We start from the raw sequence: 23,131 nt of genomic DNA on the forward strand, positions 1-23,131 counted from the left end.
TCGGACCACCACGGATGTGGCCCGACCAATCGGGCGGGAAAGCTCAGGGAAATCTCTGTCAGAGGGTGTTGCGGGGCCCAAGTGGTCTGATAAATATTCGTCCCGGCCGGGAACGGGACGCCCGGTCCGCGGACGCGTCGCTCAGTCCCCACGACCCCGTTCACCGCTAGGCGAGGAGAGTGCCGTCAGATGGCCGGCAGGACAGTGCGGAACAGGCGAACCACATCGCGGGCGGTGCGGGCGGCGGCTGCGGCCGCCTGCGTCGCGCTCGCGCTCACGGCGTGCGGCAGCACCAAGGACACCGGCGCCTCCGCCGGAAGCGGTGACGGCAAGGGCGACGGCAAGGTCGGCGTGATCCTGCCCATGCTCACCTCGCCGTTCTGGCAGTCGTACAACGACTACGTGCCGAAGATGGCGAAGTCCGAGGGGGTGGACGCGCTCAAGACCGTCAACTCCGACAACGACCCCTCGCAGCAGATCACCGACGTCAACAACGCCCTCACCCAGAACGTCAAGGGCCTGGTCGTCGCCCCCATCGACAGCGCCGCCATCTCCGCGGCACTCAAGCAGGCCGAGCGCAAGGGCGTGCCGGTCGTCGCCGTGGACGTCGCGCCCGAGAAGGGCAAGGTCGCCATGGTGGTGCGGGCCGACAACGTCGCCTATGGCGAGAAGGCCTGCGACTACCTGGGTCAGCACGTCAAGACCGGCAAGGTGGTGCAGGTCATGGGCGACCTCGCCTCCGTCAACGGCCGCGACCGCTCGGAGGCGTTCCGCACCTGCGCGAAGAAGAAGTACCCCGGGCTCAAGGTGCTGGAGGTGCCGGCCGACTGGAATGCGGACACCGCCGCCTCGAAGCTCGACACCCTTCTGAACGCCAACCCGGACATCAAGGGTGTCTACCTGCAGGCGGGCGGCGTCTACCTCGCGCCCACGCTGCAGACGCTCAAGTCCAAGGGGCTGCTGAAGAAGGCGGGCCAGAAGGGCCACATCACGATCATCTCCAACGACGGCATCCCGCAGGAGTTCGCCGCCATCCGCAGCGGCCAGATCGACGCCACCGTCTCGCAGCCCGCCGACACCTACGCCAAGTACGGCATGTACTACATCAAGGCGGCGATGCAGGGGAAGACGTTCAAGCCCGGCCCGACGGACCACGACTCCAAGATCGTCAAGCTGCCGGGCGGCATCCTGGAGGACGAGCTGCCCGCGCCGCTGGTCACCAAGGAGAACGTCGACGACCCCAAGCTCTGGGGCAACACGGTCAAATGAGTACGAGCGACACGACCGGACAGCGACCGCTCGTCGAGGCGGCCGGCATCGTCAAGCGATACGGCCCCACCGTCGCCCTCCAGGACGGCCGGCTGACCGTCCTGCCGGGCGAGTCCCACGCCCTCGTCGGCCGCAACGGCGCGGGCAAGTCCACCCTGGTGCGGATGCTCACCGGGCTCGAGGCGCCGGACGCGGGCACCGTTCTCTTCGACGGCGAGCCCGCGCCGCCGCTCGGCGACCGCGACGCCTGGCGGCAGAAGGTGGCCTGCGTCTACCAGCACCCCACCGTCGTCCCCGAACTGACGGTCGCGGAGAACCTGTTCATCAACCGCCAGCCGTCCAGCCGCCATGGCTTCTTCAGTTGGCGTACCCTGCGCGGCGAGGCCGCACGGCTACTCGACACCTGGGACATCCGCGTCGACCCGGAGGCGCGCACCGCCGACCTCAAGGTCGAGGACCGGCAGATGCTGGAGATCGCCCGCGCCCTGAGCGCCGGCGCACGCTTCATCATCCTCGACGAACCCACCGCACAGCTCGACAACCGCGAGATCGAACGGCTCTTCGCACGGATGCGGGCCTTCCAGCAGTCCGGCGTCACCTTCCTGTTCATCTCCCATCATCTGCAGGAGGTCTACGAGGTCTGCCAGGCCGTCACCGTGCTGCGCGATGCCCGGTGGATCACCACCGCGCCCGTCGCGGAGCTCGACCGCCCGGCGCTGGTGGAGGCCATGGCGGGGGGACTCGTCACCCGCGAGGAGTCCGCGGCCCGCGCCGGCGTCCCCGACGACGCGCCGGTACTCCTCAAGGCCCGGGACCTGACCTCGGACGCCTACCAGGACGTCGACCTCACCATCCACCGCGGCGAGGTCGTCGGGCTCGCGGGATCCAGCGGCAGCGGCAAGATCCAGCTCGCCGAGTCGTTCACCGGCCTGTACCGGCCGACCTCCGGCGCCGCCACGCTCCAGGGCAGCCCGCTGCCGTTCGGCGACGTGACCGCGGCCCTGCACGCGGGCGTCGGCTGGGTACCCCGCGACCGGCACGAACAGGGCCTCGTCAAGGGCCTCACCGTCGGCGACAACGCCACCCTCAGCGTTCTGGACCGCCTCGGCCGCCGCGGTTTCGTCGGCACTGAGCGCAGGCGTTCCGTCGCGTCCGACCTCATCGAACGGCTCGACATCCATGCAGAGGGACCCGACCAGCCTGTCTCCGACCTCTCCGGAGGCAACGCGCAGAAGGTCGTCATGGCGCGCGCCCTCGCCTCCGACCCCCGGCTGCTGGTCCTCATCAACCCCACGGCGGGCGTGGACGTGAAGTCCAAGGAATCCCTGCTGCGGCGCGTCGACAGCGCCCGCGAGGACGGCACCGCCGTCCTGGTCGTCTCCGACGAACTCGACGACCTGCGCCGCTGCGACCGGGTCCTGGTCCTCTTCCACGGCCGCGTCGTCGCCGAGTACCCGGGGGGCTGGAGCGACCACGAGCTGATCGCCTCCATCGAAGGGGTCGCCGCAGGGCACACGCACTCACAAGGAGCTGAACACGATGGCTGACACCAAGGCCCCGTCGGCCCCGAACCCCGCACCGGGGCGGGCGGGACGCGAGGGGGCTGCCAGGTCCGTCCTGCTGCGCAAGGCCCGCGAACTCTCCCTGGTACCCGCGCTGCTGGTGCTGCTGATCCTCGGCAGCTTCCTCAACGACGCCTTCTTCACCGAGACCAACCTGATCTCGATCCTCTCCGCGTCCGCTTCGCTCGCCATGGTGGTGCTCGCCGAGTCCCTGGTGCTGATCTCCGGCAAGTTCGACCTGTCCCTGGAATCGGTCGTCGGGATCGCGCCCGCCTTCGGCGCGCTGCTCGTGCTGCCGGCGACCGGGGCCGGATTCGGCACCGAACTGCCCACCGGGGTGGCCATGCTCGCCATCCTCGTGGTCGGCGCCCTCCTCGGCACCTTCAACGGGCTGCTCGTGGTCAAGCTGCAACTCAACGCGTTCATCGTCACCCTCGCCATGCTGATCGTGCTGCGTGGCCTGCTCGTCGGCGCCACCAAGGGGAAGACCCTCTTCGACATGCCGGACGCCTTCTTCTCCCTGGCCACCACCACCTTCCTGCGGATCCCCCTGTCGGTGTGGCTCGCCGCCATCGCCTTCGTCGTCGCCGGGGTGATGCTGAGGTACCACCGTTGGGGCCGTTCGTTGTACGCCGTCGGCGGCAACGTCGAGGCGGCCCGGGCAGCGGGCATCCGCGTGGACAGGGTGCGCCTGGCCGTCTACGTCGTCGCCGGAGTCCTCGCCTCGGTCGGCGGCATCATGTACACCGGCTACGTGGGCGCGATCGGCGCCAACCAGGGCCAGAACATGATCTTCACGGTCTTCGCCGCCGCGGTCATCGGCGGCATCAGCCTCGACGGCGGCAAGGGCACCATGTTCGGTGCCGTGACCGGAGTCCTGCTGCTCGGCGTCGTCAACAACATGCTGCAACTCGCCCAGGTACCGGCACACTGGATCCAGGCCATCTACGGCGGAATCATTCTGCTCGCCCTGGTGATCGCCCGCGTCACTACCGGCCGTGCGCAGGACTGACCCACACCGAAAGGGCCTTACGTGACCGAGAACGTCACCTCCGCCGCCCGCGTCACCGCGGTCGACACCCACGACATCCGCTTCCCCACCTCCAGGGAGCTCGACGGCTCCGACGCCATGAACCCGGACCCCGACTACTCGGCGGCGTACGTCGTCCTGCGCACCGACGCCGGGGACGGGCCGGAGGGCCACGGCTTCACCTTCACCATCGGGCGTGGCAACGATGTCCAGGTCGCCGCGATCGACTCCCTGCGCGACCACGTCGTCGGACGGCGGGTGGCCGACCTCGCGGCCGATCCCGGCTCGCTCGCCCGCGACCTGACCGGCGACAGCCAGTTGCGCTGGCTCGGGCCCGAGAAGGGCGTGATGCACATGGCCATCGGCGCGGTCGTCAACGCCGCCTGGGACCTGGCCGCCAAGTGCGCCGGCAAGCCGCTGTGGCAGTTCCTCGCGGACGCCGAGCCCGAGTGGCTGGTGCGCCAGATCGACTTCCGCTACCTCACCGACGCGCTCACCCGCGACGAGGCGCTCGACCTGCTGCGCCGGGGCCGCGAAGGAGCGGCGGAGCGCGCCGCCCGGCTGCGGGAGCGCGGCTACCCCGCCTACACCACCTCGCCGGGCTGGCTGGGGTACGACGACGAGAAGCTGACCCGGCTCGCCAGGAGGGCCGTCGCCGACGGCTTCACCCAGATCAAGCTGAAGGTCGGCGCCGACCTCGCCGACGACGTCCGCCGCTGCCGGGTGGCGCGCTCCGTGGTCGGCCCCCACGTCCGGATGGCCATCGACGCCAACCAGCGCTGGGACGTCGACGCGGCCGTCGAGTGGACCCGGGCGCTGGCCGAGTTCGACCCCTACTGGGTGGAGGAGCCCACCAGCCCCGACGACATCCTCGGCCACGCCGCGATCCGCCGGGGGGTCGCACCCGTCAAGGTGGCCACCGGCGAACACGTCCAGAACCGCATCGTCTTCAAGCAGCTCCTCCAGGCGGGGGCCATCGACGTGCTGCAGATCGACGCGGCCCGGGTCGGCGGGGTCAACGAGAACCTCGCCATCCTGCTGCTCGCCGCCAAGTTCGGCGTCCCCGTCTGCCCGCACGCCGGCGGCGTCGGGCTGTGCGAGCTGGTGCAGCACCTGTCGATGTTCGACTACGTGGCCCTCACCGGCTCCACCGAGGACCGCGTGATCGAGTACGTGGACCACCTGCACCAGCACTTCACGGACCCGGTCGTGATCACCGACGGCCACTACCGGGCACCGGCCGCACCCGGCTTCTCGGCCACCATGCGGCCCGAGTCGATCGCGGAGTACACCTATCCCGACGGCACCTTCTGGGCCGCCGACCTCGCCCAGCGGAAGGAATCAGCGGTATGACGTCGCCGCACCCGACCAGCTCCCAGGAGTTCGCGGGACTGAACGCCCTGGTCACCGGTGGCGCCTCCGGCATCGGGCGGGCCACCGCCGAACTGCTGGCGGCCCGCGGCGCCCGGGTCGCCGTGCTCGACCTGGACCCGGCAGGGCCGGACGGCGCCACCGGGTCCCTGCTCGGCCACCGCGCCGACGTCACGGACGACACCTCCGTGCGTGCCGCGGTCGGCGATGCCGCCGACGCACTCGGCGGCCTCGACGTCCTGGTCAACAACGCCGGCATCGGGGCACGGGGCACGGTGGAGGACAACGAGGACGCCGAGTGGCAGCGGGTGTTCGACGTCAATGTGTTCGGCATCGTCCGCACCACGCGCGCCGCCCTGCCGCACCTGCGCCGTGCCGCTCAGACCGGCCGCGGCCCCGCGATCGTCAACACCTGCTCCATAGCCGCGACCGCCGGCCTGCCGCAGCGCGCCCTCTACAGCGCCAGCAAGGGCGCCGTCTACTCGCTGACCCTCGCGATGGCCGCCGACCACGTCCGCGAGGGCATCCGCGTCAACTGCGTCACCCCGGGCACCGTCGACACCCCCTGGGTCGGCCGTCTGCTGGACGCCGCCGACGACCCGCTCGCCGAGCGTGCCGCACTGGAGGCCCGCCAGCCCACCGGCCGCCTGGTCAGCGCGGCGGAGGTGGCGGCCGCCATCGCCTACCTGGCGGGCCCGCTCTCCGGCGCCACCACCGGCACCGCCCTCGCGGTGGACGGCGGCATGCAGGGGCTCAGGCTGCGGCCGGCCGGGCGGTGAGCGCGGTGCCCAGCATGCCGACCCGGCTCCTCGGCCGCAGCCGGGTGGCCGCCACGGAGCTGGCGTTCGGCGCCGCGGCCATCGGCAACCTCTACTCGCCGGTCGCCGACGAGGACGCGCACGGTGCGGTGGAAGCCGCCTGGGACGCCGGGATCCGGTACTTCGACACGGCTCCGCACTACGGCATCGGCCTCTCCGAGCGGCGGCTCGGGGCGGCTCTCGCCGGCCGGCCGCGCGCTGCGTACACGCTCTCCACCAAGGTGGGGCGGCTGCTGGAGCCCGTGGCCGGCGACGGCACGGTCGGCGACGACCTGGCGCAGGGCTTCGCGGTGCCCGCCACCCACCGCCGCGTGTGGGACTTCAGCGCCGACGGCGTGCGCAGGAGCCTGGCGCAGAGCCTGGAGCGGCTGGGCACCGACCGGATCGACGCCGTCTACCTGCACGACCCGGACGAGCACGGCGAGCAGGCCCTGCGCGAGGCGTACCCGGCGCTGGAGCGGCTGCGCTCCGAAGGCGTGGTCGGCGCCATCGGCGCGGGCATGAACCAGGCCGCCATGCTGACCCGGTTCGTCCGCGACACCGACGTGGACGCCGTGCTCTGCGCGGGCCGCTACACCCTGCTCGACCAGCGGGCGCTGGCCGAGCTGCTGCCCGCCGCGGAACGCCGCGGCACCTCCGTCGTGGTCGGTGGCGCCTTCAACTCCGGGCTGCTCGCCGACCCGAGGCCGGGTGCCACGTACAACTACACCGCGGCACCCCAGGACCTGCTCCAGCGCGCCCTGCGGATGAAGGCCGTCGCGGAGCGCCACGGCACCACCTTGCGGGCCGCGGCGCTCGCCTTCCCGCTCGGCCACCCCGCGGTCGCCGCGGTACTGGTCGGCACCCGCTCGGCGCACGAGGTGCGCGACTGCGTGCACCAGTACGAGAGCGCGGTGCCGGCGGACTTCTGGGCGGAGCTGCGCGCCGAGCGGCTGCTCTCCCCCCAGGTGCCGGTGCCGGGCGGGGCCGTCGTGGGGCGGGAGCCATGAGGGTCGCGCTGCACACCACGGTCCGCGCGGACCGGATCGCGGCGTACGAGGCCGCCCACCGCGAGGTCCCGCCGGAGCTGGTCGCCGCGATCCGCGCCGCGGGCGCCACCTCGTGGACGATCTGGCGCAGCGGTGCCCACCTCTTCCACCTCCTGGAGTGCGAGGACTACGCCCGGCTGCTGGCCGAGCTGGAGCGGCTGCCGGTGAACGTCGCCTGGCAGGCGAGGATGGCCGAACTCCTCGACGAGGGCCACGACTACTCTCCGGCGGGCGCCGAGGCGGGCCTGCCGGTCGTATGGGAGCTGCCATGACAGAGCCGGACGCAATGCCTCCCGGCGGGGAACCGGACCTCGGCCCGCCCGCCCCGCCCGCGTCCGCGCCGCGGGCGATCGTCGACGCCCACCACCACGTGTGGGACCTGTCGGTGCGCGACCAGGACTGGATCACCGGACCGGCCATGGCGCCGATCAGGCGGAACTTCACCGTCGACGACCTGGCGCCCGAGGCGCGCGCCGCGGGCGTCACCGCCGGCGTGCTGGTGCAGACGGTCACGGCGGCCGCCGAGACCCCGGAGTTCCTGGCCCTTGCGGACGGCAGCGACCTGGTCGCGGGAGTGGTCGGCTGGACCGACCTGACCAGGCCGGACGCCGAGGAGTCGCTGGCCGCGCTGCGCGCGCTGCCCGGCGGGCGGCACCTGGTCGGCATCCGGCACCAGGTGCAGGGCGAGAACGACCCGCAGTGGCTGCTGCGGCCGGACGTCCGCCGGGGTCTGGCGGCGGTGGCGGACGCGGGCCTCGTCTACGACCTGGTGGTACTGCCGCACCAGTTGCCCGCCTGCGCCCGGGCCGCGGCCGAGCTGCCGGGGCTCACCTTCGTGCTGGACCACCTCGGCAAGCCGCCGATCGCCGGCGGGGCCCTGGAGCCCTGGGCCACCGGGGTGCGGGCGCTGGCCGCGCTGCCGAACACCGTCTGCAAGCTCTCCGGCATGGTCACCGAGGCCGACTGGGCCTCCTGGACGACTCAGGACCTGCGGCCGTACGCCGAGACCGTGCTGGACGCCTTCGGGCCCGGCCGGGTGATGTTCGGCTCCGACTGGCCCGTCTGCACGCTCGCGGCCGGCTACGGGCAGGTCGTCGACACCGCACGGCAACTGACGGCGGGGCTCGACGACGGCGAGCGCGCCCAGGTCTTCGCCGGGACCGCCACCCGCGTCTACGGACTGTGAGCGGCACGGCGGGCGGAGCACGCGTCCGCCCCCGCCCGGCTCAGGGCTCCCGCTCCGGGACCGGGGGTTCCGCGGGGGTGGGCGGCCAGTACTCGCGCACATACGTACGGTCCCAGCAGGCACCCGTCGTACGCAGTTCGGACGGCGTCGTGAAGCGGTAGCGGTACAGCCGCGCCCGGACGGCCCGCGGCGGGGCATCGGCGGGGAAGGGCGAGCGGCGCAGCAGCCGCAGAGTGTCCCGGTCGCCCCTGAGCAGGCGCTCCACCAGGGCGCCGAACCAGGGCCGGGCGTAGGCGGGCGAGAGCGCGGCGAACCACATCATCCAGTCGAGCCGCAGGTGGTAGGGGGCGAACTGCCGCGGCCAGTGCCGGGGATCGCCCGGCTTCCCCCGGAACTCGTACTCCCGCCACGCGCCGTCCGCCCGCGGTGCCGGCTCCGCGCTGCCCTCCAGCACCACCTCCATGCGGACCCTGCTGACGCTGCCGAAGGCGCCGTAGGTGTTGACCAGGTGCAGCGGGTCGAAGGAGAAGTTCATGAGCTGCCGCCGGGAGAACAGGTTGCGCGCCGGACGGTAGCTCAGGGCGACCAGCACGGCCGCGACGGTGAGCACCACGACCTCGTACCACAGCGGTGCCGCCGGCCGGTCGCGGTCGCCGACCAGCGGGGAGAGGTCCAGTGCGGCCGACGCGACCACGATGGTCAGCCAGTTCAGCCAGGCGAAGTTGCCGGACAGCACCAGCCACAACTGGGTGATGATCATCAGTACGGCCGCGACGGAGGCGACGGGCTGCGGGGTGAAGAGCAGCACGGGGACCACTAGCTGGGTGCCGTGGTTCGCGGCCACCTCCACGCGGTGCAGCGGCGCCGGCAGCCGGTGGAAGAACCAGCTCAGCGGGCCGGGCATCGGCTGTGTCTCGTGGTGGTAGTCCAGGCAGGTGAGCCTGCGCCAGCAGGCGTCCCCGCGGATCTTGATCAGCCCCGCGCCGAACTCCACCCGGAACAGCACCCAGCGCAGCAGGAACAGCACCACGATCGGCGGCCCGACGCGGTCGTTGCCGAGCAGGATCGCGAGGAACCCCACCTCCAGCAGCAGCGACTCCCAGCCGAAGCCGTACCAGGTCTGCCCGACGTTCACGATGGAGAGGTACAGCGCCCACGGCAGTGCCCACAGCAGCATCGCGGCCCACAGCGGTACCTCGTCGCCGGCGCCCGCGAGCAGCGCGAGCGCCACGGCGCAGCCCAGCCAGGCGCAGCCCGCGAAGAAGCGGTCCGAGTAGTGCGCGTGGAAGACGCTCGGCGCCCTGCGGAACGGCACCCGTGCCACGAAGGCCGGTACCGGCAGCATTCCGCGGCTCCCGATCAGCGCCCTGAACTGCAGCGCCGCCGCCAGGAAGGCCACCAGATAGATCGCCGCCAGACCCCGCTGTAAGATCAGCCGGCTCATCCAGTAGCCGTCGGCCGTGAACCATCGCATACGCCCAGTGTGACGCACAGTCACGCCTTCGGGCTCTCCGGAGTGAGGGGAACGGCGGACCTGCGGCGGCATATGGTGTGAACGGCGGATAAGATTCACAATCGGAGCAAACCGGTGGGGGAGCTGTGGACCGGTGGGGGAGTGACGGAACCGTAGAGACGCGACAAGGCGGCAACCAGCGGCAAGGTGGCTCCATGATTGAGCGGGGAGCGAGGGCGCCGGCACTCCCGGACGACTGGCCCGTCAACCCGGATCCGATCCTGGCGCTCAACGGCATGGGCAGCTTCGACTGGGACCTCGACAGCGGGCTGCTGCACCTGGACACCCAGGGTCACGAGGTGCTGGACGTGTGGCCCGGCGAGTACGACGGGGTCGCGTTCAACCTGGGCGCGCTCTTCCCGCCCACCGAGGCGGCCAGGATCGACGCCGTCATCTCCGAGGCCCTCAAGAACGGCGCCGACAACTACGGCACCTACTTCCGCATCCGGCGCCACGACGGCGACCTGCGCTGGACGCACACCCAGGGGTACATCCACCGCGACGAGAGCGGGCGGCCGCGCCGCATCCTCGGCATCGTGCGGGACGCCACCCAGGAACTCGACGACAAGGCGACCCGCCGCCACCGGGGCCGGCGTGACGAGGAACGCAGGCGCCGGACCAGCATCGTGCAGCACACCACCGCCGCGCTCGCCCACGCCCGCACCGTCCAGGACGTCATCGACGTGCTCGACGACCGCCGGGGCCCGGTGCACCTCGGGACCGCCGGCCTGGTCATGGGCCTGGTGGAGGCCGGGCGCATCCGGCTGGTGGCGGAGGGTCCCGCGGGCGGCCCCGTGCTGGGGGCGAGGACCACCCGGATCGACGAGCCGTATCCGATGGGCGAGGTGGTCCGCACCCTGAAACCGCGGTTCATCGAGTCACCGGAGGACTTCTCCACCTCGTACCCGATGCTGTGGCCGCGCCTCACCCATCTGGACGTCACCGCGGCCGCCTACCTGCCCCTCATCGCGCAGGCCCGCCCGATCGGTGCCCTCGGGCTGCTCTACCACGACAAGATCGGCTTCGCGGACGAGGAGCGCGACGTGCTGGTGGCGCTGAGCAGCAGCATCGCCCAGAGCCTGCAGCGGGCCATGTTCTTCGAACAGGAGAAGGACCTGGCCGAGGGCCTCCAGCACGCCATGCTGCCGCGCACCATCCCGGAGGTCGCCGGAGCGGAGATCGCCGTCCGCTACCGCTCGGCCTCCCTGGGACGCGACATCGGCGGCGACTGGTACGACGTCATACCCCTGCCCGGCGGCCGGGTCGGTGCCGTGATCGGCGACGTACAGGGCCATGACACGCATGCCGCGGCGGTGATGGGCCAGCTCAGGATCGTGCTGCGCGCCTACGCCGCCGAGGGCCACACCCCCGCCGCCGTGATGGCCAGGGCCTCCGTCTTCCTGCAGGAACTCGACACCGAACGCTTCGCGACCTGCCTGTACGCCGAGGCGGACCTGACCACCGGAGTGGTCCAGCTCGTGCGCGCCGGCCATCTGGACCCGCTGCTGCGGGCAGCCGACGGCTCCTGCCGGCGGCTGCCCGTGGAGGGCGGGCTGCCGCTCGGTCTGTCCGCGGAGTTCGACCAGCTCGCGTACCCCGTCGGCACCGTGGAGCTGGACCCGGGTGAGACCCTGGTGCTGTGTACCGACGGCCTGGTGGAGAAGCCGGGGGGCGACCTGGACGACGGCATGCAGACGCTGACGACGCTGGTCGACACGGGTCCCGCGGATCTGCCGCGGCTCGCCGACCGGCTCTGCCTCGCCGCGGACGAGACGAGCGGCCGGGACGACGTCGCCCTGCTCCTCCTGCGCCGAAGCGGCGTGCGGGCCCCGCAGTCCGGCGGCCGGCTCCAGCAGCACGTCGAGCCCGGCGACCCCGACGCGTTCCGGGAGGCCCGGCACATGATCCGCGCGGCCGTGCACGCCTGGGGGGCGCAGGACCGCACGGACGAGATCGAGCTGGTGGCGGGCGAGCTGATCACCAACTCTCTAATGCACACCGAGGGCGCGGCCATCGTCACGCTCCGTGTGCTGACGGGCACCGACCGGCGGCTGCGTGTGGAGGTCGAGGACGGCTCCAGTGCCCTGCCGCGCCGCCGGGACGCAGGCGGCGTCGGCATGTCCGGGCGGGGCCTGTTGCTGGTGGACCGGATGGCCGACGTGTGGGGCGTGGAGTCGCGCGGCAGCGGCAAGTGCGTGTGGGGCGAGTTCGTGGTGCCACCGCGGGACCAGCGGGACCAGCGGGACGAGCGGGACCAGCGGGACTGAGGGGCCCGGGGAGCGGGGTGCCCGGGAGCGGTCGGACCGGGGGTGCCCGGGGGAGCGGTCGGGCGGGGTGCCCCGGGGAGCCGCGGGCCGTTCCGCCCGGCGCGGTGGCACTCTGGATCCATGCCCGAACTCCCCGAGGTGGCAGCGCTCGCCGACTTCCTCGGCGGCCGCCTGATCGATCACGACATCGTCCGGGTGCTGCCGGTGGCGGTCAGCGTCCTGAAGACCTACGACCCGCCGGTGACCGCGCTGGAGGGCCGTGCCGTCACGGCGGTGCGCAGGCACGGGAAGTTCCTCGACCTGGACGCGGACGGGCTGCACATGATCGTGCACCTCGCCCGCGCCGGATGGCTGCAGTGGCGCGACCGCCTGCCCGACGGGGCGCCTCGGCCGGGCAGAGGACCCCTCGCCCTGCGGGTGGCCCTGGAGACGGGCGAGGGTTTCGACCTCACCGAGCAGGGCACCCAGAAGCGCCTGGCCGTGTACGCGGTGCGCGACCCGGCCGAGGTGCCCGGCATCGCCAGGCTCGGCCCCGACCCGCTCGCCGCCGACTTCGACGAACGGCGCCTGGCCGAACTGCTCGCCGGGGAACGGCGCCAGATCAAGGGCGCCCTGCGCGACCAGAGCCTGATCGCCGGCATCGGCAACGCCTACAGCGACGAGATCCTGCACGCCGCGAAGATGTCGCCGTACAAGCTGGCGGCGCGCCTCGGCGACGAGGAGGTGCGCGGTCTTTACGAGGCGATGCGCGCCACGCTCGGCGAGGCGGTGGAACGGGCCGGGGGAGTGGCCGCCGGCCGGCTGAAGGCGGAGAAGAAGAGCGGCCTGCGGGTGCACGGAAGGGCCGGACTGCCGTGCCCGGTGTGCGGGGACACCGTACGGGAGGTGTCGTTCAGCGACTCGGCCCTGCAGTACTGCCCCACCTGCCAGACGGGCGGCAAGCTGCTCGCCGACCGCCGGATGTCACGCCTCCTTAAGTAGCCGGCCGGCGAGGGCGCTCGCCGGCCCCCGGGCCCTTCCGGTTCGCTCCTGCCCGTGCGGCCCTCCGGTTCCTGCCGGCTGTCTGCGGCTCCTCTCCCCTCCTTCCGGTCCTCCCCGATCCTCCGGTCCCCGCCGCGCGAGTGGTGCCGGGCGAACCCGGGCCCCGCGGCAGCGCCCGTCGCCGTGGGGCCCGGACCTTCGCCAGGTCAGCGGCATGATCACCCGGCGCGTACCAGGAGCCCCTACACTCCAGCCGCATGCTGCGCGTACTGGCCGTGGACGACGAAGAACCAGCACTCGCCGAACTGGTGTACCTGCTGCGGGCCGATGCCAGGATCGGGCAGGTGGCCCAGGCCACCGACGCGACCGAGGCGCTGCGCCGCATCGGCCGGGCCACGGACGCCGAGCTCCGCCAGGGGCAGGGCGCCGAGGACGCCTTCGACGTGCTGTTCCTCGACATCCAGATGGCCGGGCTCACCGGCCTGGACGTCGCCAGGCTGCTCGCGGGCTTCGCCCGGCCCCCACTGATCGTGTTCGTCACCGCCCACGAGGACTTCGCCGTCCAGGCCTTCGACCTGAAGGCGGTGGACTACCTGCTCAAGCCGGTGCGCAGGGAGCGCCTCGCCGAGGCGGTGGGCCGGGTCGCCGAGCAGATCGCGGTCACCCGGCCCACCGACCGCACCCCCACGGGGGTCGGCGACCGCATCCCCGTCGAACTCGGCGGCGTCACCCGCATGGTGGCCGTCGCCGACATCACCTACGCCGAGGCCCAGGGCGACTACGCACGGCTGCACACCGCGGACGGCAGCCATCTGGTGCGCATCCCGCTGGCCACGCTGGAGGAGCGCTGGGCGCCCCACGGGTTCGTCCGCATCCACCGCAGCCACCTGGTCGCGCTGCACCGCATCGACGAACTCCGGCTGGACGGCGGCGGGATGAGCGTCCGCATCGCAGGGGCGCAGCTCGCCGTCAGCAGGCGGCACGCGAGCAGGGTGCGCGAACTGCTCATGCGACGCGGCGAGGGCTGAGCCGTGCGGAAGGCCGCACCGCGGCGGGTCGAGCACGGCGGTGGGCCCCGGGAGGCGGGCCACCGTGGTGACCAGCCCCGTACGCGTGTTCCCGGCTTCCCTTCGCGCCTCCCCCCTGCCTACACTCCACGCCGTGTCCGCCAGCGCCGAGCCCGCACCCCGCCGTGAGCGGGTCACCGGCGAGCCGCGCACGGTGCACCGGCTGCCGGGCCACCGCACCCAGTGGGAGATCGACGAGCAGACCACGCTCGGCGCCGCCTACGTCCGCTCGCTGATGCGCAGTCAGCTCCGGGCCGGTCTCGCGGCGTTCGCGCTGCTCGCCCTGCCCGTCGTCACGCTGCCGCTGTTCTTCGCCGCACTGCGCAACGCCACCGTCGTCTGGGCCGTGCTCGGGTTCTGCTGCTATCCGCTGCTGGTGCTGCTGGCCCGCTGGTACATACGGCGGGCTGAGCGCAACGAACGCGACTTCGCCCGCCTGGTGCGCGGCGCCGACCACGACGGACCGCCATGAACGAGGCATACACGATCAGCGCGGTGAGCGCGGTGGTGCTCGCCAGTGTCCTCATCGGCGGCTTCGGTCTGCGCATCTCCCGGACCACCTCCGACTTCTACGTGGCCTCCCGCACCGTCGGGCCCTCGCTCAACGCCTCCGCGATCAGCGGCGAGTACCTCTCCGCCGCCTCGTTCCTCGGCGTCGCCGGCCTGCTGCTGGTGCACGGGCCCGACATGCTCTGGTACCCGGTCGGCTACACGGCCGGATACCTCGTCCTGCTGATCTTCGTGGCCGCACCGCTGCGCCGCTCAGGCGCCTACACGCTCCCGGACTTCGCGGAGGGCCGGTTGGAGTCCGCGCGGGTGCGGCGGGTGGTGAGCATGCTGGTGGTGGGCACGGGCTGGCTGTACCTGGTGCCCCAACTCCAGGGCGCGGGGCTGACGCTGGGCACGCTCACCGGCTCGCCGCGCTGGCTCGGTGCGGTGCTGGTCTCCTGCGTGGTGGTGGTCGCGGTCGCCGCGGGCGGCATGCGCAGCATCACCTTCGTGCAGGCCTTCCAGTACTGGCTGAAACTCACCGCGCTGCTGGTCCCGGCGGTCTTCGTCCTGCTCGTCTGGCACCACGACGGCGGGGCCCCGCCCGTGTTCCCCGCGGATCCCGGGGCGGCGCCCACCGCCGCGGGCGCCGGGCAGCCGCTCGCCACCAGCCGCGCCGACCACCCGCTCTACGCCACCTACGGCCTGATCGTCGCCACCTTCCTGGGCACCATGGGCCTCCCGCATGTCGTGGTGCGCTTCTACACCAGCCCCGACGGCCGCGCCGCGCGCCGCACCACGGTGGTCGTGCTCGCCCTGGTCGGCCTGTTCTACCTGCTGCCGCCGCTCTACGGCTGGCTCGGCAGGCTGTACGCGCCGGAGCTGACCGGTGCCGGGGACGCGGACAGCGCGGTGCTGCTGCTGCCGGGCCGTGCGGTCGGCGGGGTCGGCGGCGACCTGCTGGGCGCGCTGGTGGCCGGCGGGGCCTTCGCCGCGTTCCTGTCCACCGCGTCCGGGCTCACCATGGCCGTCGCGGGAGTGCTCAGCCAGGACGTGCTGCCGGCCCGCGGGGTGCGGCACCTGCGGGTCGCGACGGTGCCGGCGATGGGCGTGCCGCTCGGCGGGGCGCTGCTGATGAGCGGGATGCCGGTGGCGGACGTGGTGGGGATGGCCTTCGCGGTGTCCGCGTCGGCGTTCTGCCCGCTGCTGGTGCTCGGCATCTGGTGGCGCAGGCTCACCCCGCCCGGAGCGCTGGCGGGGCTGCTGCTGGGCGGCGGGTTGGCGCTGCTCGCGGTGGCGCTGACGGTCGCCGGAGCCGGCCCGGTGCGCACCGGCTGGCTGCACACGCTGCTGGCCTGGCCGGCGGTGTGGTCGGTGCCGGTGGGGTTCCTCGCGATGGTGCTGGTCTCGCTGGCCACACCGGGCAGCATCCCGCCGCACACTAGCGCCACCATGACCCGCCTGCACCTGCCCGAGTCGCTGGGCGCCCGGCAGACCGCGGCCGCCGCGGCCGGCGGCGCACCGCAGGGGCCGGGCGCCCGGCAGGCCAGGGCCGGCCGAGGACGGGAGCCGCAGTGACCGGGACCGCCGCCGCCGTGCTGCTCGCCCTGTGCCCGCTGCTGCTGGCGGGCGGATTCCTGGTGGGCCGGCGCACCGCCCACCCGGCCGGCCGCAGCGATGTGGGCTCGCCCGTGGAGCGTGCCACCTTCGAGACCCTGCACACCGCCTCGCTCGCCGCGCCGCCGCTGCGCGCCGGGCTCAGCGAGGACACCGCCCGCAAGGCGGTGCGCGGGCTGCGCACCCTGCTGGGCACCGACGCGCTCTGCGTCACGGGCCGCTCCGCCGTGCTCGCCTGGGACGGCAGCGGCGAACAGCACGCCGGGCAGGTGATGGAGAAGCTGGCGGGGCTGCTCGCCACCGGCCGCTCCGCGGCCTTCGACTGCGGCTGCGGCGACCCCGACTGCCCCCTGCGGTGGGGGGTGGCCGCGGCGATCGTGGTCGACCAGCGGGTGCTGGGTGCGCTGGTGGCCTATGCGACCCGGGACTTCGCGGTGCTGGCCCGCGCCACCGACGAGGTGGCCCGCTGGGTCTCCGTCCAACTGGAGCTCGCCGAGCTGGACCGCTCACGGACCCGGCTGATCGAGGCGGAGATCAAGGCACTGCGGGCGCAGATCTCGCCCCACTTCATCTTCAACTCGCTGGCCGCCATCGCGTCGTTCGTGCGCACCGATCCCGAGCGGGCCAGGGAACTGCTGCTGGAGTTCGCCGACTTCACCCGCTACTCGTTCCGGCGGCACGGGGAGTTCACCACGCTGGCCGACGAGCTGCACTCCATCGACCAGTACCTGGCGCTGGTGCGGGCCAGGTTCGGCGACCGGCTCTCGGTGACCCTCCAGATCGCGCCCGAGGTGCTGCCGGTGGCGCTGCCGTTCCTGTGCCTGCAACCGCTGGTCGAGAACGCCGTGAAGCACGGCCTGGAAGGCGCCGTCACCCGCAGCGCCATCAGCATCAGCGCGCAGGACTCGGGAGCGGAGGCGGAGGTGGTCATCGAGGACGACGGCGTCGGCATGGAGCCGGAACGGCTGCGCGCGATCCTGCGCGGGGAGGGCGGCCCGACGTCCGGTATCGGTCTGTCCAACGTGGACGAGCGGCTACGGCAGGTCTTCGGGGACGACTACGGGCTGGTCATCGACACCGGTGTGGGCGCGGGCATGCGGATCACGGTACGGCTTCCCAAGTACCGTGCGGGCGTGCACTCCTCGCCCGCCGGCGGCGCGGGCTGAGCACCGCTGCGGCGCCGGAGGCACGGCTTCAGAAGAGGTGGATCGCCAGGTGCCCGAGCGGCAGCCCCAACTGCCAGGCCGGCGTCCACACCTGCGGAGCCTCGTCCTCCTCGGGCACCGCGCCGCCGGGCACCGCGTCCAGGTCGGGTGCGAGCAACTCGGTCTCCTCCAGCCAGCGCCACGCCTCTGCCGCCAGCTCCAGGTCGGGGCCGACGCCGCCCGAGGCCACCGCATCCGCGGTGAGCAGGGCCATCCGCTCGCGCACCCAGTCCCGCCACGGCTGGTCGTAGGCCGTCAGCGACAGCCAGTCCTCCAGGTGCGAGACCACGAGGGCGCCGGTCAGCTCGGTGCCCGGCTCCGACAGGAAGACCGTCAGCGCCAGCGCGTCGCGTCCGGCACGGAACTCGAACGAGGTGGGCGGCATCAGATCGCCGGCGCGCAGCACCTCGTCGGCGATGTACTCGGCGTACAACCACGCCATGGGAACGGTGAGTTCGCCGCCGCCGGCGTCGTCGGTACTCCCTCGGCCCCTGTGCTGCATCCTTCCCGCCTTCCTCCGGCCCGCGGCGCACCACGGACCAAGCCCCATTGTCTGTGGAACACGGATGAGGACAGCCGATTACTCAACCGGCCCGGTGGCAAGGCGATTTGCGAAGCCTTTGCCTCAGCCGTGGTTTCGTCCCTGGTCGGGTGCGTAACCGGGGAGCACCCGACGCAGCGCGCGCAGCGCGTAGTACGCACGGGACTTCACAGTACCGGGCGGTATCCCCAGGGCCTGTGCGGCTTCCGCCACGCTCGCCCCTCGGAAGTACACCTGCAACAGGACGTCCCTGTGCTCGGGAGTGAGAGTCTTCACAGCCTCGCGTACGTCGAGCATCGCGGCGGCGCGCTCCGCGTGGTCCGCACAGATCCGGGCGCTCTCCAGCACCTCGCCCTGCACCTCGGCGGGACGGGCCTGCCGGGCGCGCCGCGCGTCGATCGCCAGCCGCCTGCCGACCGTGAACAGCCAGGGGCGCACGGAGTCGTAGTCGGCGTGCAGCGCCTCCGGGTGCTGCCAGGCACGCACCAGGGTCTCCTGCACCAGGTCCTCGGCGCGCTGCCGGTCTCCGTCGCTCAGCCTCAGTAGCAGGGCGAAGAGCGGACCGGCGTGCTCGCGCAGCAGTTCGGCCAGCTCCCGCTCCCCCGTCGTCACCGTCATGGGCGTATGCCAGCGCAGGCCGCGCGGCGCGGACAGGGCGCGTACCCGGGTCTGCGGCGGGCGGTCGATGCCGTCGGCGAGCGGTGCGGTGAACGGGCCACCGGGCGCGCGGCGTGCGGCCGATCCGGGGACCGTGCCGGTCTTGTTACTTGACTCCCTATTAATCATATATGCGGATTGTGCGTATAAAGCTCCCGAGTGAGAGGCATCCCGATGCACGAGCGCACCCCACGCCGCGGACCCACCGGATGTCCGAGACGCCCGGGACGTGCGGCGGCCGCCGGGCGCACTCGGCGCCCCCGGGGCTGCCGGCCCGCCGCCGGGCCCGCGTCCGCCGCCCGGGTGCACGGTGTCCGCGGCGTCCTGCGCTGGACCCTGGTCCCGGCTCTCACCGTGCTGCTCGCGGTCGCGGCGTGCGCCACACAGCAGCGCCAGGCAGGCCGCGGCGCGACACCGTCTCCGGTGACCGGCGGGGGCGCGCCGCGCGGCTTCACGCTGCTCGCCTCCGGCGACGTGCTGCCGCACGACTCGATCATCCGCCAGGCCGGCGCCGACGCCGGAGGGCGCGGCTACGACTTCGCCCCGATGCTGGCCGGCGTCAGACCCGTGGTGTCCCGGGCCGACCTGGCCATCTGCCACATGGAGACGGTCTACGGCGCGAACGGCGAATACACCGGCTACCCCGCCTTCAAGTCTCCGCCCGAGGTGGCCGCCGGACTGCGGGCCACCGGGTACGACGCCTGCTCCACGGCCTCCAACCACACGCTCGACGACGGTGCGGAGGGGGTCCGGCGCACCCTGGACGCCCTCGACCAGGCCGGGGTACGGCACACCGGCTCCGCGCGCACCGCCGCGGAGGCGGGTGCTCCGTCCTGGCTGCCGGCCGGCGGCGCCAAGGTGGCCCACCTCGCCTACACCTACGGCACCAACGACGTCCCGCTGCCCGCCGGCCGGCCGTGGACGGTCAACCTGATCGACCGGGACCGGATCGTCGGGGACGCCCGGGCGGCCCGCCGGGCGGGGGCCGACGTGGTCGTGGTGTCCATGCACTGGGGCACCGAGTGGCAGGACGAGCCGGACGAGAGGCAACTGACCCTCGCCAGGGAGCTCACCGCGGCCCGCACCGCCGGCCGCCCCGACATCGACCTGATCCTCGGCACCCACGCCCACGTCCCGCAGGCCTACGAGAAGGTGTCCGGTACCTGGGTGGTCTACGGCATGGGCGACCAGATCGCCGGCGACATGGTCAACCACGCGGGCCGGCCCGACCCGCGCGGCAACGAGAGCACCCTCGCCCGCTTCACCTTCGCCCCGCCCGAGCGGTCCGGCGACCGGTGGCGGGTGACGAAGGCGGAGTTCGTCCCGCAGTGGTTCGACACCGGCACCGGACGCGTCACCAACCTCAACGAGGCGATCGGCCGGGGCCGGCCGCTCACCGCGGTGCGCGACCGGATCCGGCAGGTGGTGCTGAGCCGCGGTGCGGGCCAGGACGGCCTGCTCATGGGGCGGTAGTGTCCCGGGCGTCCGGTGCGGCGTTGCCCGCGCCGGACGTGGCCAGCAACGACTTCCGGCGCGAGTACCCGAAGTAGATCACCAGGCCGATCGCGAACCACACCGCGAACCGCACCCAGGTCTGCCACTGCAGGAACGTGATCAGCCAGAGGGAGAAGACGACCCCCACGGCGGGCACCACCGGCATGCCCGGGGCGCGGAACGTACGGGGCAGGTCGGGCCTGCGGTAGCGGAGCACGATCACCGCGACGCACACCACCACGAAGGCCAGCAGGATGCCGATGTTGGTGAGCTCGGCCGCCTCGGCGATCGGCAGGAACCCGGCGATGACCGCCGAGGCCGCGCCCGCGATCCAGGTCACCCGGGTGGGCACCCGCCGGGTCGGGTGGGTCTTGGCGAACCACTTCGGCAGCAGCCCGTCGCGGCTCATCGAGAACCACACGCGGGTGACGCCGAGCATGAAGGTGAACATCACGGTGAGGATCCCGATGATCGCGCCCACCGCGATCACGTCCGCGAGCCCGCCGAGCCCCACCGACTTGAACGCCGTGGAAAGGCCGCTCGCCTTGTCGATGTGCCGGTAGTCCTGCATGCCGGTGAGTACCAGGCACACCAGCACGTACAGCACCATCGCGATCACCAGTGAGTAGATGATCGCCTTCGGCATGTGGCGCTGGGCGTCCTTGGACTCCTCGGCCGCCGTGCTCATCGCGTCGTAGCCGAACACCGCGAAGAACACCGTCGCCGCACCGGTGAACGCGCCGCCGATCCCGTACGGGAAGTAGGGGTGGTAGTTGCCGGTGCTGATGTGGAAGAACCCGACACCGATCACCAGCAGCACGACCAGGACCTTCAGGCCCACCACGACCGTCTCGAAGCGCGCCGCGTTCTTGATGCCCAGGTTCAGCAGGTACGCGATGAGCAGGCACAGCAGCATCGCGATCAGGTCCACCCGGTGGCCGCTGCCGGTGCCCGGCGCCCCCAGCATCCACCCCGGCAGCCGGGCGCCCATGTCACCGAGGAGGAAGTTGAAGTAGCCGGAGATGCCGATCGCCACCACCGACACGATCGCGGTGTACTCCAGCAGCAGGTCCCACCCGATGCACCAGCCCGCCAGTTCGCCGAGCACGGCATAGCCGTAGGTGTAGGCCGAGCCCGCTCTCGGGATCAGTCCCGCGAACTCCGCGTACGACAGCGCCGCCGCGGCGCTGGCCACTCCCGCGATCAGGAAGGACACCAGCACCGCGGGTCCGGCGGTGCCGTTCGCCACCGTGCCGGCCAGCGCGAAGATGCCCGCCCCGATGATGCCGCCCACGCCGATGGCGGTGAGCTGCCACAACCCCAGCGTGCGGGTCAGTTGCCCGCTCTCGGTTCCCTCGGCGCCGGGGGCGCCACCGGGCTCGGAGATCTGGTCGATCGGCTTGCGGCGGAGTACGCCCTCGCCCATACGGAGTCGCGCCATGAGGACCCACCTCTTCGCGGACGGCAGTCGGTTGATGGCCGATCATGATGTCCGACGAACGTCCGGGAGGGAAGACACCGCACCTTCGCGACCCAGGAACTCCCACGCCGGCGAGACACATCGTCATCAAGGGGTCACGATGTGCCTGCGGGTGCGGGTGCGGGTGCGGGTGCGGGTGTGTGCGCGAGTGCGGGTGCCTGCGCCTGCGCGGGTGCGGTGGTGGCGGGCGGGCCGGGACCCGCCAATCCGTCACGGCACCACCGTCACCGGCCACCGCCCGGCCTTCACCAGCCGGATCGCCACCGATCCGACGATGCGGTGTCCCGCCTGCTCCGACGCGCCCACCACCACGGCGTCGGCCTTGAGTTCGTCCGCGGCGGCCACCAGGCCGTTGTAGGGGTCGCCACGGAAGGTGTGGAACTCCCAGCGCACCTCGAACATGTCCTTCACGCGCTCGGCCGCCGCCCGGATCTCCCCGGCCAGCGACTCCGCGATCTCGTCCGTGGTGTCGGCGACCGGCACCCCGAGCGCGGCGCCCGCCGCCATCACCGGCTGTACGTACACGATGGCGAGCAGTGCGTGCTGCCTGCGGGCCAGCCCACCCGCGTAGGCGGCGGCCCGCAGCGAGGAGTCGGAGCCGTCGACGCCCGCGACGATCACCTTGGGGCCGTCGGTGCCGCGTTCGAACTGGGTGGACTGCTGATCGGTCACAGCGGTGAGGCTAGCCGAACGGGCAGCCCCAGGACCCCGGGGGGACGGAAAGTCGCGACGGAGCCGATCAGCGCACCTCCACCATGCGCGCGAACACCACCACGTTGCCGTCGTACCCGTGCTGCTTGGAGAAGCCGCCGCCGCAGGTGATCACCCGCAGTTCAGGCTTCCCGGTACTGCTGTAGACCCGGTCGCCGGGGAAGTTCTCCTTCTCGAACAGCTCGATGCCGTAGACCTCGAAGACCGCGGTGCGCTGGTCCCTGCGCCGGACCTCGACGTGGTTGCCCTGCTTCAGCGAGCCGAGGCCGTAGAACACCGCCGGACCGTGGGCGTTGTCGACATGGCCGACGATGACGGCCGTGCCCTTCTCGCCGGGCGACACGGCACCGGTGAACCAGCCCGCCAGATTGGGGTCCTCGGGCGGTGGCGCGCCCACCCAGCCGTCCGCGTCGAGCCCCACGGGAGTGACCGGCGCGTCCACCTTGATCTCCGGGATGGTGACCCGGTCGACCATCGAGTACGGCAGCGCCTGCATGCCCGGCGCGGGTACCCCGACGGCGAAGCTGCTGCTCGGTGCCGCGGCTGACGCGGGCTGCGGGGGGCCGGTGCTGAACTCGCCGGAGCCGTTGCGGATCAGCGCGAGGCCGGCGAGCAGGACCAGCGCGAGAGCGCCGAACGGCGTGCGCTTCCTGGGCCGTTCCTCCTCTTCGGCCGACTGGGACCCAGACATTCGCCATCCCTTCTCGACGCGGCGGCGGGCCGCGTACGGTGCGCGTACCAGCACCGTAGGCGCACCGCCCGCGGGCGGCGACGCGACAGCGGCGAACGGGTGGCGGCCGGGTCCCGGTGCGCCATCCGAGTCCCGCCCACCGGGAAATTTCTGA

The 23,131-nt window shown here is 72.7% G+C and carries 21 protein-coding genes; 15 read left to right on the forward strand and 6 right to left on the reverse strand.

The window, feature by feature from the left end:
* The first annotated feature begins 189 nt into the window (after positions 1-189).
* Genes IE313_RS03180 through IE313_RS03215 form a run of 8 tightly spaced genes read left to right on the forward strand, consistent with a single transcriptional unit; the run spans position 190 to position 8,264 of the window.
* The gene (locus IE313_RS03180) at positions 190-1,269 is read left to right on the forward strand and encodes a sugar ABC transporter substrate-binding protein (protein WP_189929346.1); all 1,080 of its coding nucleotides are present in this window, start codon (positions 190-192) and stop codon (positions 1,267-1,269) included.
* Positions 1,266-2,816, forward strand: a complete 1,551-nt coding sequence (locus tag IE313_RS03185) for a sugar ABC transporter ATP-binding protein (RefSeq protein ID WP_189929347.1) — start codon at positions 1,266-1,268, stop codon at positions 2,814-2,816. Before IE313_RS03180 ends, IE313_RS03185 begins: the two co-directional genes overlap by 4 nt.
* Positions 2,809-3,843, forward strand: a complete 1,035-nt coding sequence (locus IE313_RS03190; RefSeq protein ID WP_189929348.1) for an ABC transporter permease — start codon at positions 2,809-2,811, stop codon at positions 3,841-3,843. Before IE313_RS03185 ends, IE313_RS03190 begins: the two co-directional genes overlap by 8 nt.
* Positions 3,844-3,864: 21 nt before the next feature.
* Entirely contained in the window at positions 3,865-5,214 is a 1,350-nt protein-coding gene (locus IE313_RS03195; RefSeq protein WP_189929349.1) for an L-fuconate dehydratase, read from the forward strand.
* Entirely contained in the window at positions 5,211-6,011 is an 801-nt protein-coding gene (locus tag IE313_RS03200) for an SDR family NAD(P)-dependent oxidoreductase (protein ID WP_189929350.1), read from the forward strand. The genes IE313_RS03195 and IE313_RS03200 overlap by 4 nt, the downstream gene beginning before the upstream one ends.
* 14 nt (positions 6,012-6,025) lie before the next feature.
* Positions 6,026-7,039 carry an aldo/keto reductase gene (locus tag IE313_RS03205; protein ID WP_189929351.1) on the forward strand — a complete coding sequence of 338 codons (1,014 nt, stop codon included), beginning with the start codon at positions 6,026-6,028 and terminating at the stop codon, positions 7,037-7,039.
* Entirely contained in the window at positions 7,036-7,350 is a 315-nt protein-coding gene (locus IE313_RS03210) for an L-rhamnose mutarotase (RefSeq protein WP_189929352.1), read from the forward strand. The genes IE313_RS03205 and IE313_RS03210 overlap by 4 nt, the downstream gene beginning before the upstream one ends.
* A complete protein-coding gene (locus IE313_RS03215; RefSeq protein ID WP_373316910.1) occupies positions 7,347-8,264 on the forward strand; it encodes an amidohydrolase family protein in 918 nt (305 codons plus the stop codon). Before IE313_RS03210 ends, IE313_RS03215 begins: the two co-directional genes overlap by 4 nt.
* Positions 8,265-8,304: 40 nt before the next feature.
* Here IE313_RS03215 and IE313_RS03220 read toward each other — a convergent pair whose 3' ends face one another.
* On the reverse strand, positions 8,305-9,738 hold the full coding sequence (locus tag IE313_RS03220; protein WP_189929353.1) for a lipase maturation factor family protein: 1,434 nt from the start codon (positions 9,736-9,738) through the stop codon (positions 8,305-8,307).
* 194 nt (positions 9,739-9,932) lie between these two features.
* On the opposite strand from IE313_RS03220, the gene IE313_RS03225 reads away from it, so the two are divergent.
* From IE313_RS03225 to IE313_RS03250, 6 genes are all read left to right on the forward strand, one after another.
* Positions 9,933-12,044, forward strand: a complete 2,112-nt coding sequence (locus IE313_RS03225) for a SpoIIE family protein phosphatase (RefSeq protein ID WP_189929354.1) — start codon at positions 9,933-9,935, stop codon at positions 12,042-12,044.
* 120 nt (positions 12,045-12,164) lie between these two features.
* Entirely contained in the window at positions 12,165-13,025 is an 861-nt protein-coding gene (locus IE313_RS03230; protein WP_189929355.1) for an Fpg/Nei family DNA glycosylase, read from the forward strand.
* A gap of 257 nt (positions 13,026-13,282) precedes the next feature.
* Positions 13,283-14,053 carry a LytR/AlgR family response regulator transcription factor gene (locus tag IE313_RS03235; protein WP_189929356.1) on the forward strand — a complete coding sequence of 257 codons (771 nt, stop codon included), beginning with the start codon at positions 13,283-13,285 and terminating at the stop codon, positions 14,051-14,053.
* Positions 14,054-14,186: 133 nt separating this feature from the next.
* Positions 14,187-14,564, forward strand: coding sequence for a hypothetical protein (locus IE313_RS03240; RefSeq protein ID WP_189929357.1), 378 nt, complete (start codon positions 14,187-14,189; stop codon positions 14,562-14,564).
* Positions 14,561-16,159 carry a sodium/solute symporter gene (locus IE313_RS03245; RefSeq protein ID WP_189929358.1) on the forward strand — a complete coding sequence of 533 codons (1,599 nt, stop codon included), beginning with the start codon at positions 14,561-14,563 and terminating at the stop codon, positions 16,157-16,159. Before IE313_RS03240 ends, IE313_RS03245 begins: the two co-directional genes overlap by 4 nt.
* Positions 16,156-17,364, forward strand: coding sequence for a sensor histidine kinase (locus IE313_RS03250; RefSeq protein WP_189929359.1), 1,209 nt, complete (start codon positions 16,156-16,158; stop codon positions 17,362-17,364). The genes IE313_RS03245 and IE313_RS03250 overlap by 4 nt, the downstream gene beginning before the upstream one ends.
* A 28-nt stretch (positions 17,365-17,392) precedes the next feature.
* On the opposite strand, the gene IE313_RS03255 is transcribed toward IE313_RS03250, so the two are convergent.
* Entirely contained in the window at positions 17,393-17,905 is a 513-nt protein-coding gene (locus tag IE313_RS03255; protein ID WP_189929360.1) for a hypothetical protein, read from the reverse strand.
* A 123-nt stretch (positions 17,906-18,028) separates the two neighbouring features.
* Positions 18,029-18,562, reverse strand: a complete 534-nt coding sequence (locus tag IE313_RS03260) for a sigma-70 family RNA polymerase sigma factor (protein WP_229924395.1) — start codon at positions 18,560-18,562, stop codon at positions 18,029-18,031.
* A gap of 342 nt (positions 18,563-18,904) precedes the next feature.
* On the opposite strand from IE313_RS03260, the gene IE313_RS03265 reads away from it, so the two are divergent.
* Positions 18,905-20,074 (forward strand): CapA family protein, encoded by a 1,170-nt coding sequence (locus tag IE313_RS03265; RefSeq protein ID WP_229924344.1) that lies wholly within the window; start codon positions 18,905-18,907, stop codon positions 20,072-20,074.
* Here IE313_RS03265 and IE313_RS03270 read toward each other — a convergent pair.
* From IE313_RS03270 to IE313_RS03280, 3 genes are all read right to left on the reverse strand, one after another.
* Positions 20,061-21,536, reverse strand: coding sequence for an amino acid permease (locus IE313_RS03270; protein ID WP_189929363.1), 1,476 nt, complete (start codon positions 21,534-21,536; stop codon positions 20,061-20,063). The genes IE313_RS03265 and IE313_RS03270 overlap by 14 nt on opposite strands.
* 249 nt (positions 21,537-21,785) lie before the next feature.
* Positions 21,786-22,247 (reverse strand): universal stress protein, encoded by a 462-nt coding sequence (locus IE313_RS03275; RefSeq protein WP_189929364.1) that lies wholly within the window; start codon positions 22,245-22,247, stop codon positions 21,786-21,788.
* Positions 22,248-22,314: 67 nt separating this feature from the next.
* Positions 22,315-22,977, reverse strand: coding sequence for a class F sortase (locus tag IE313_RS03280; protein WP_189929365.1), 663 nt, complete (start codon positions 22,975-22,977; stop codon positions 22,315-22,317).
* Positions 22,978-23,131 lie beyond the last annotated feature (154 nt).

The sequence above is a fragment of the Streptomyces sulfonofaciens genome (genome assembly GCF_014656295.1).
Taxonomy (GTDB): Bacteria; Actinomycetota; Actinomycetes; order Streptomycetales; family Streptomycetaceae; genus Streptomyces; species Streptomyces sulfonofaciens.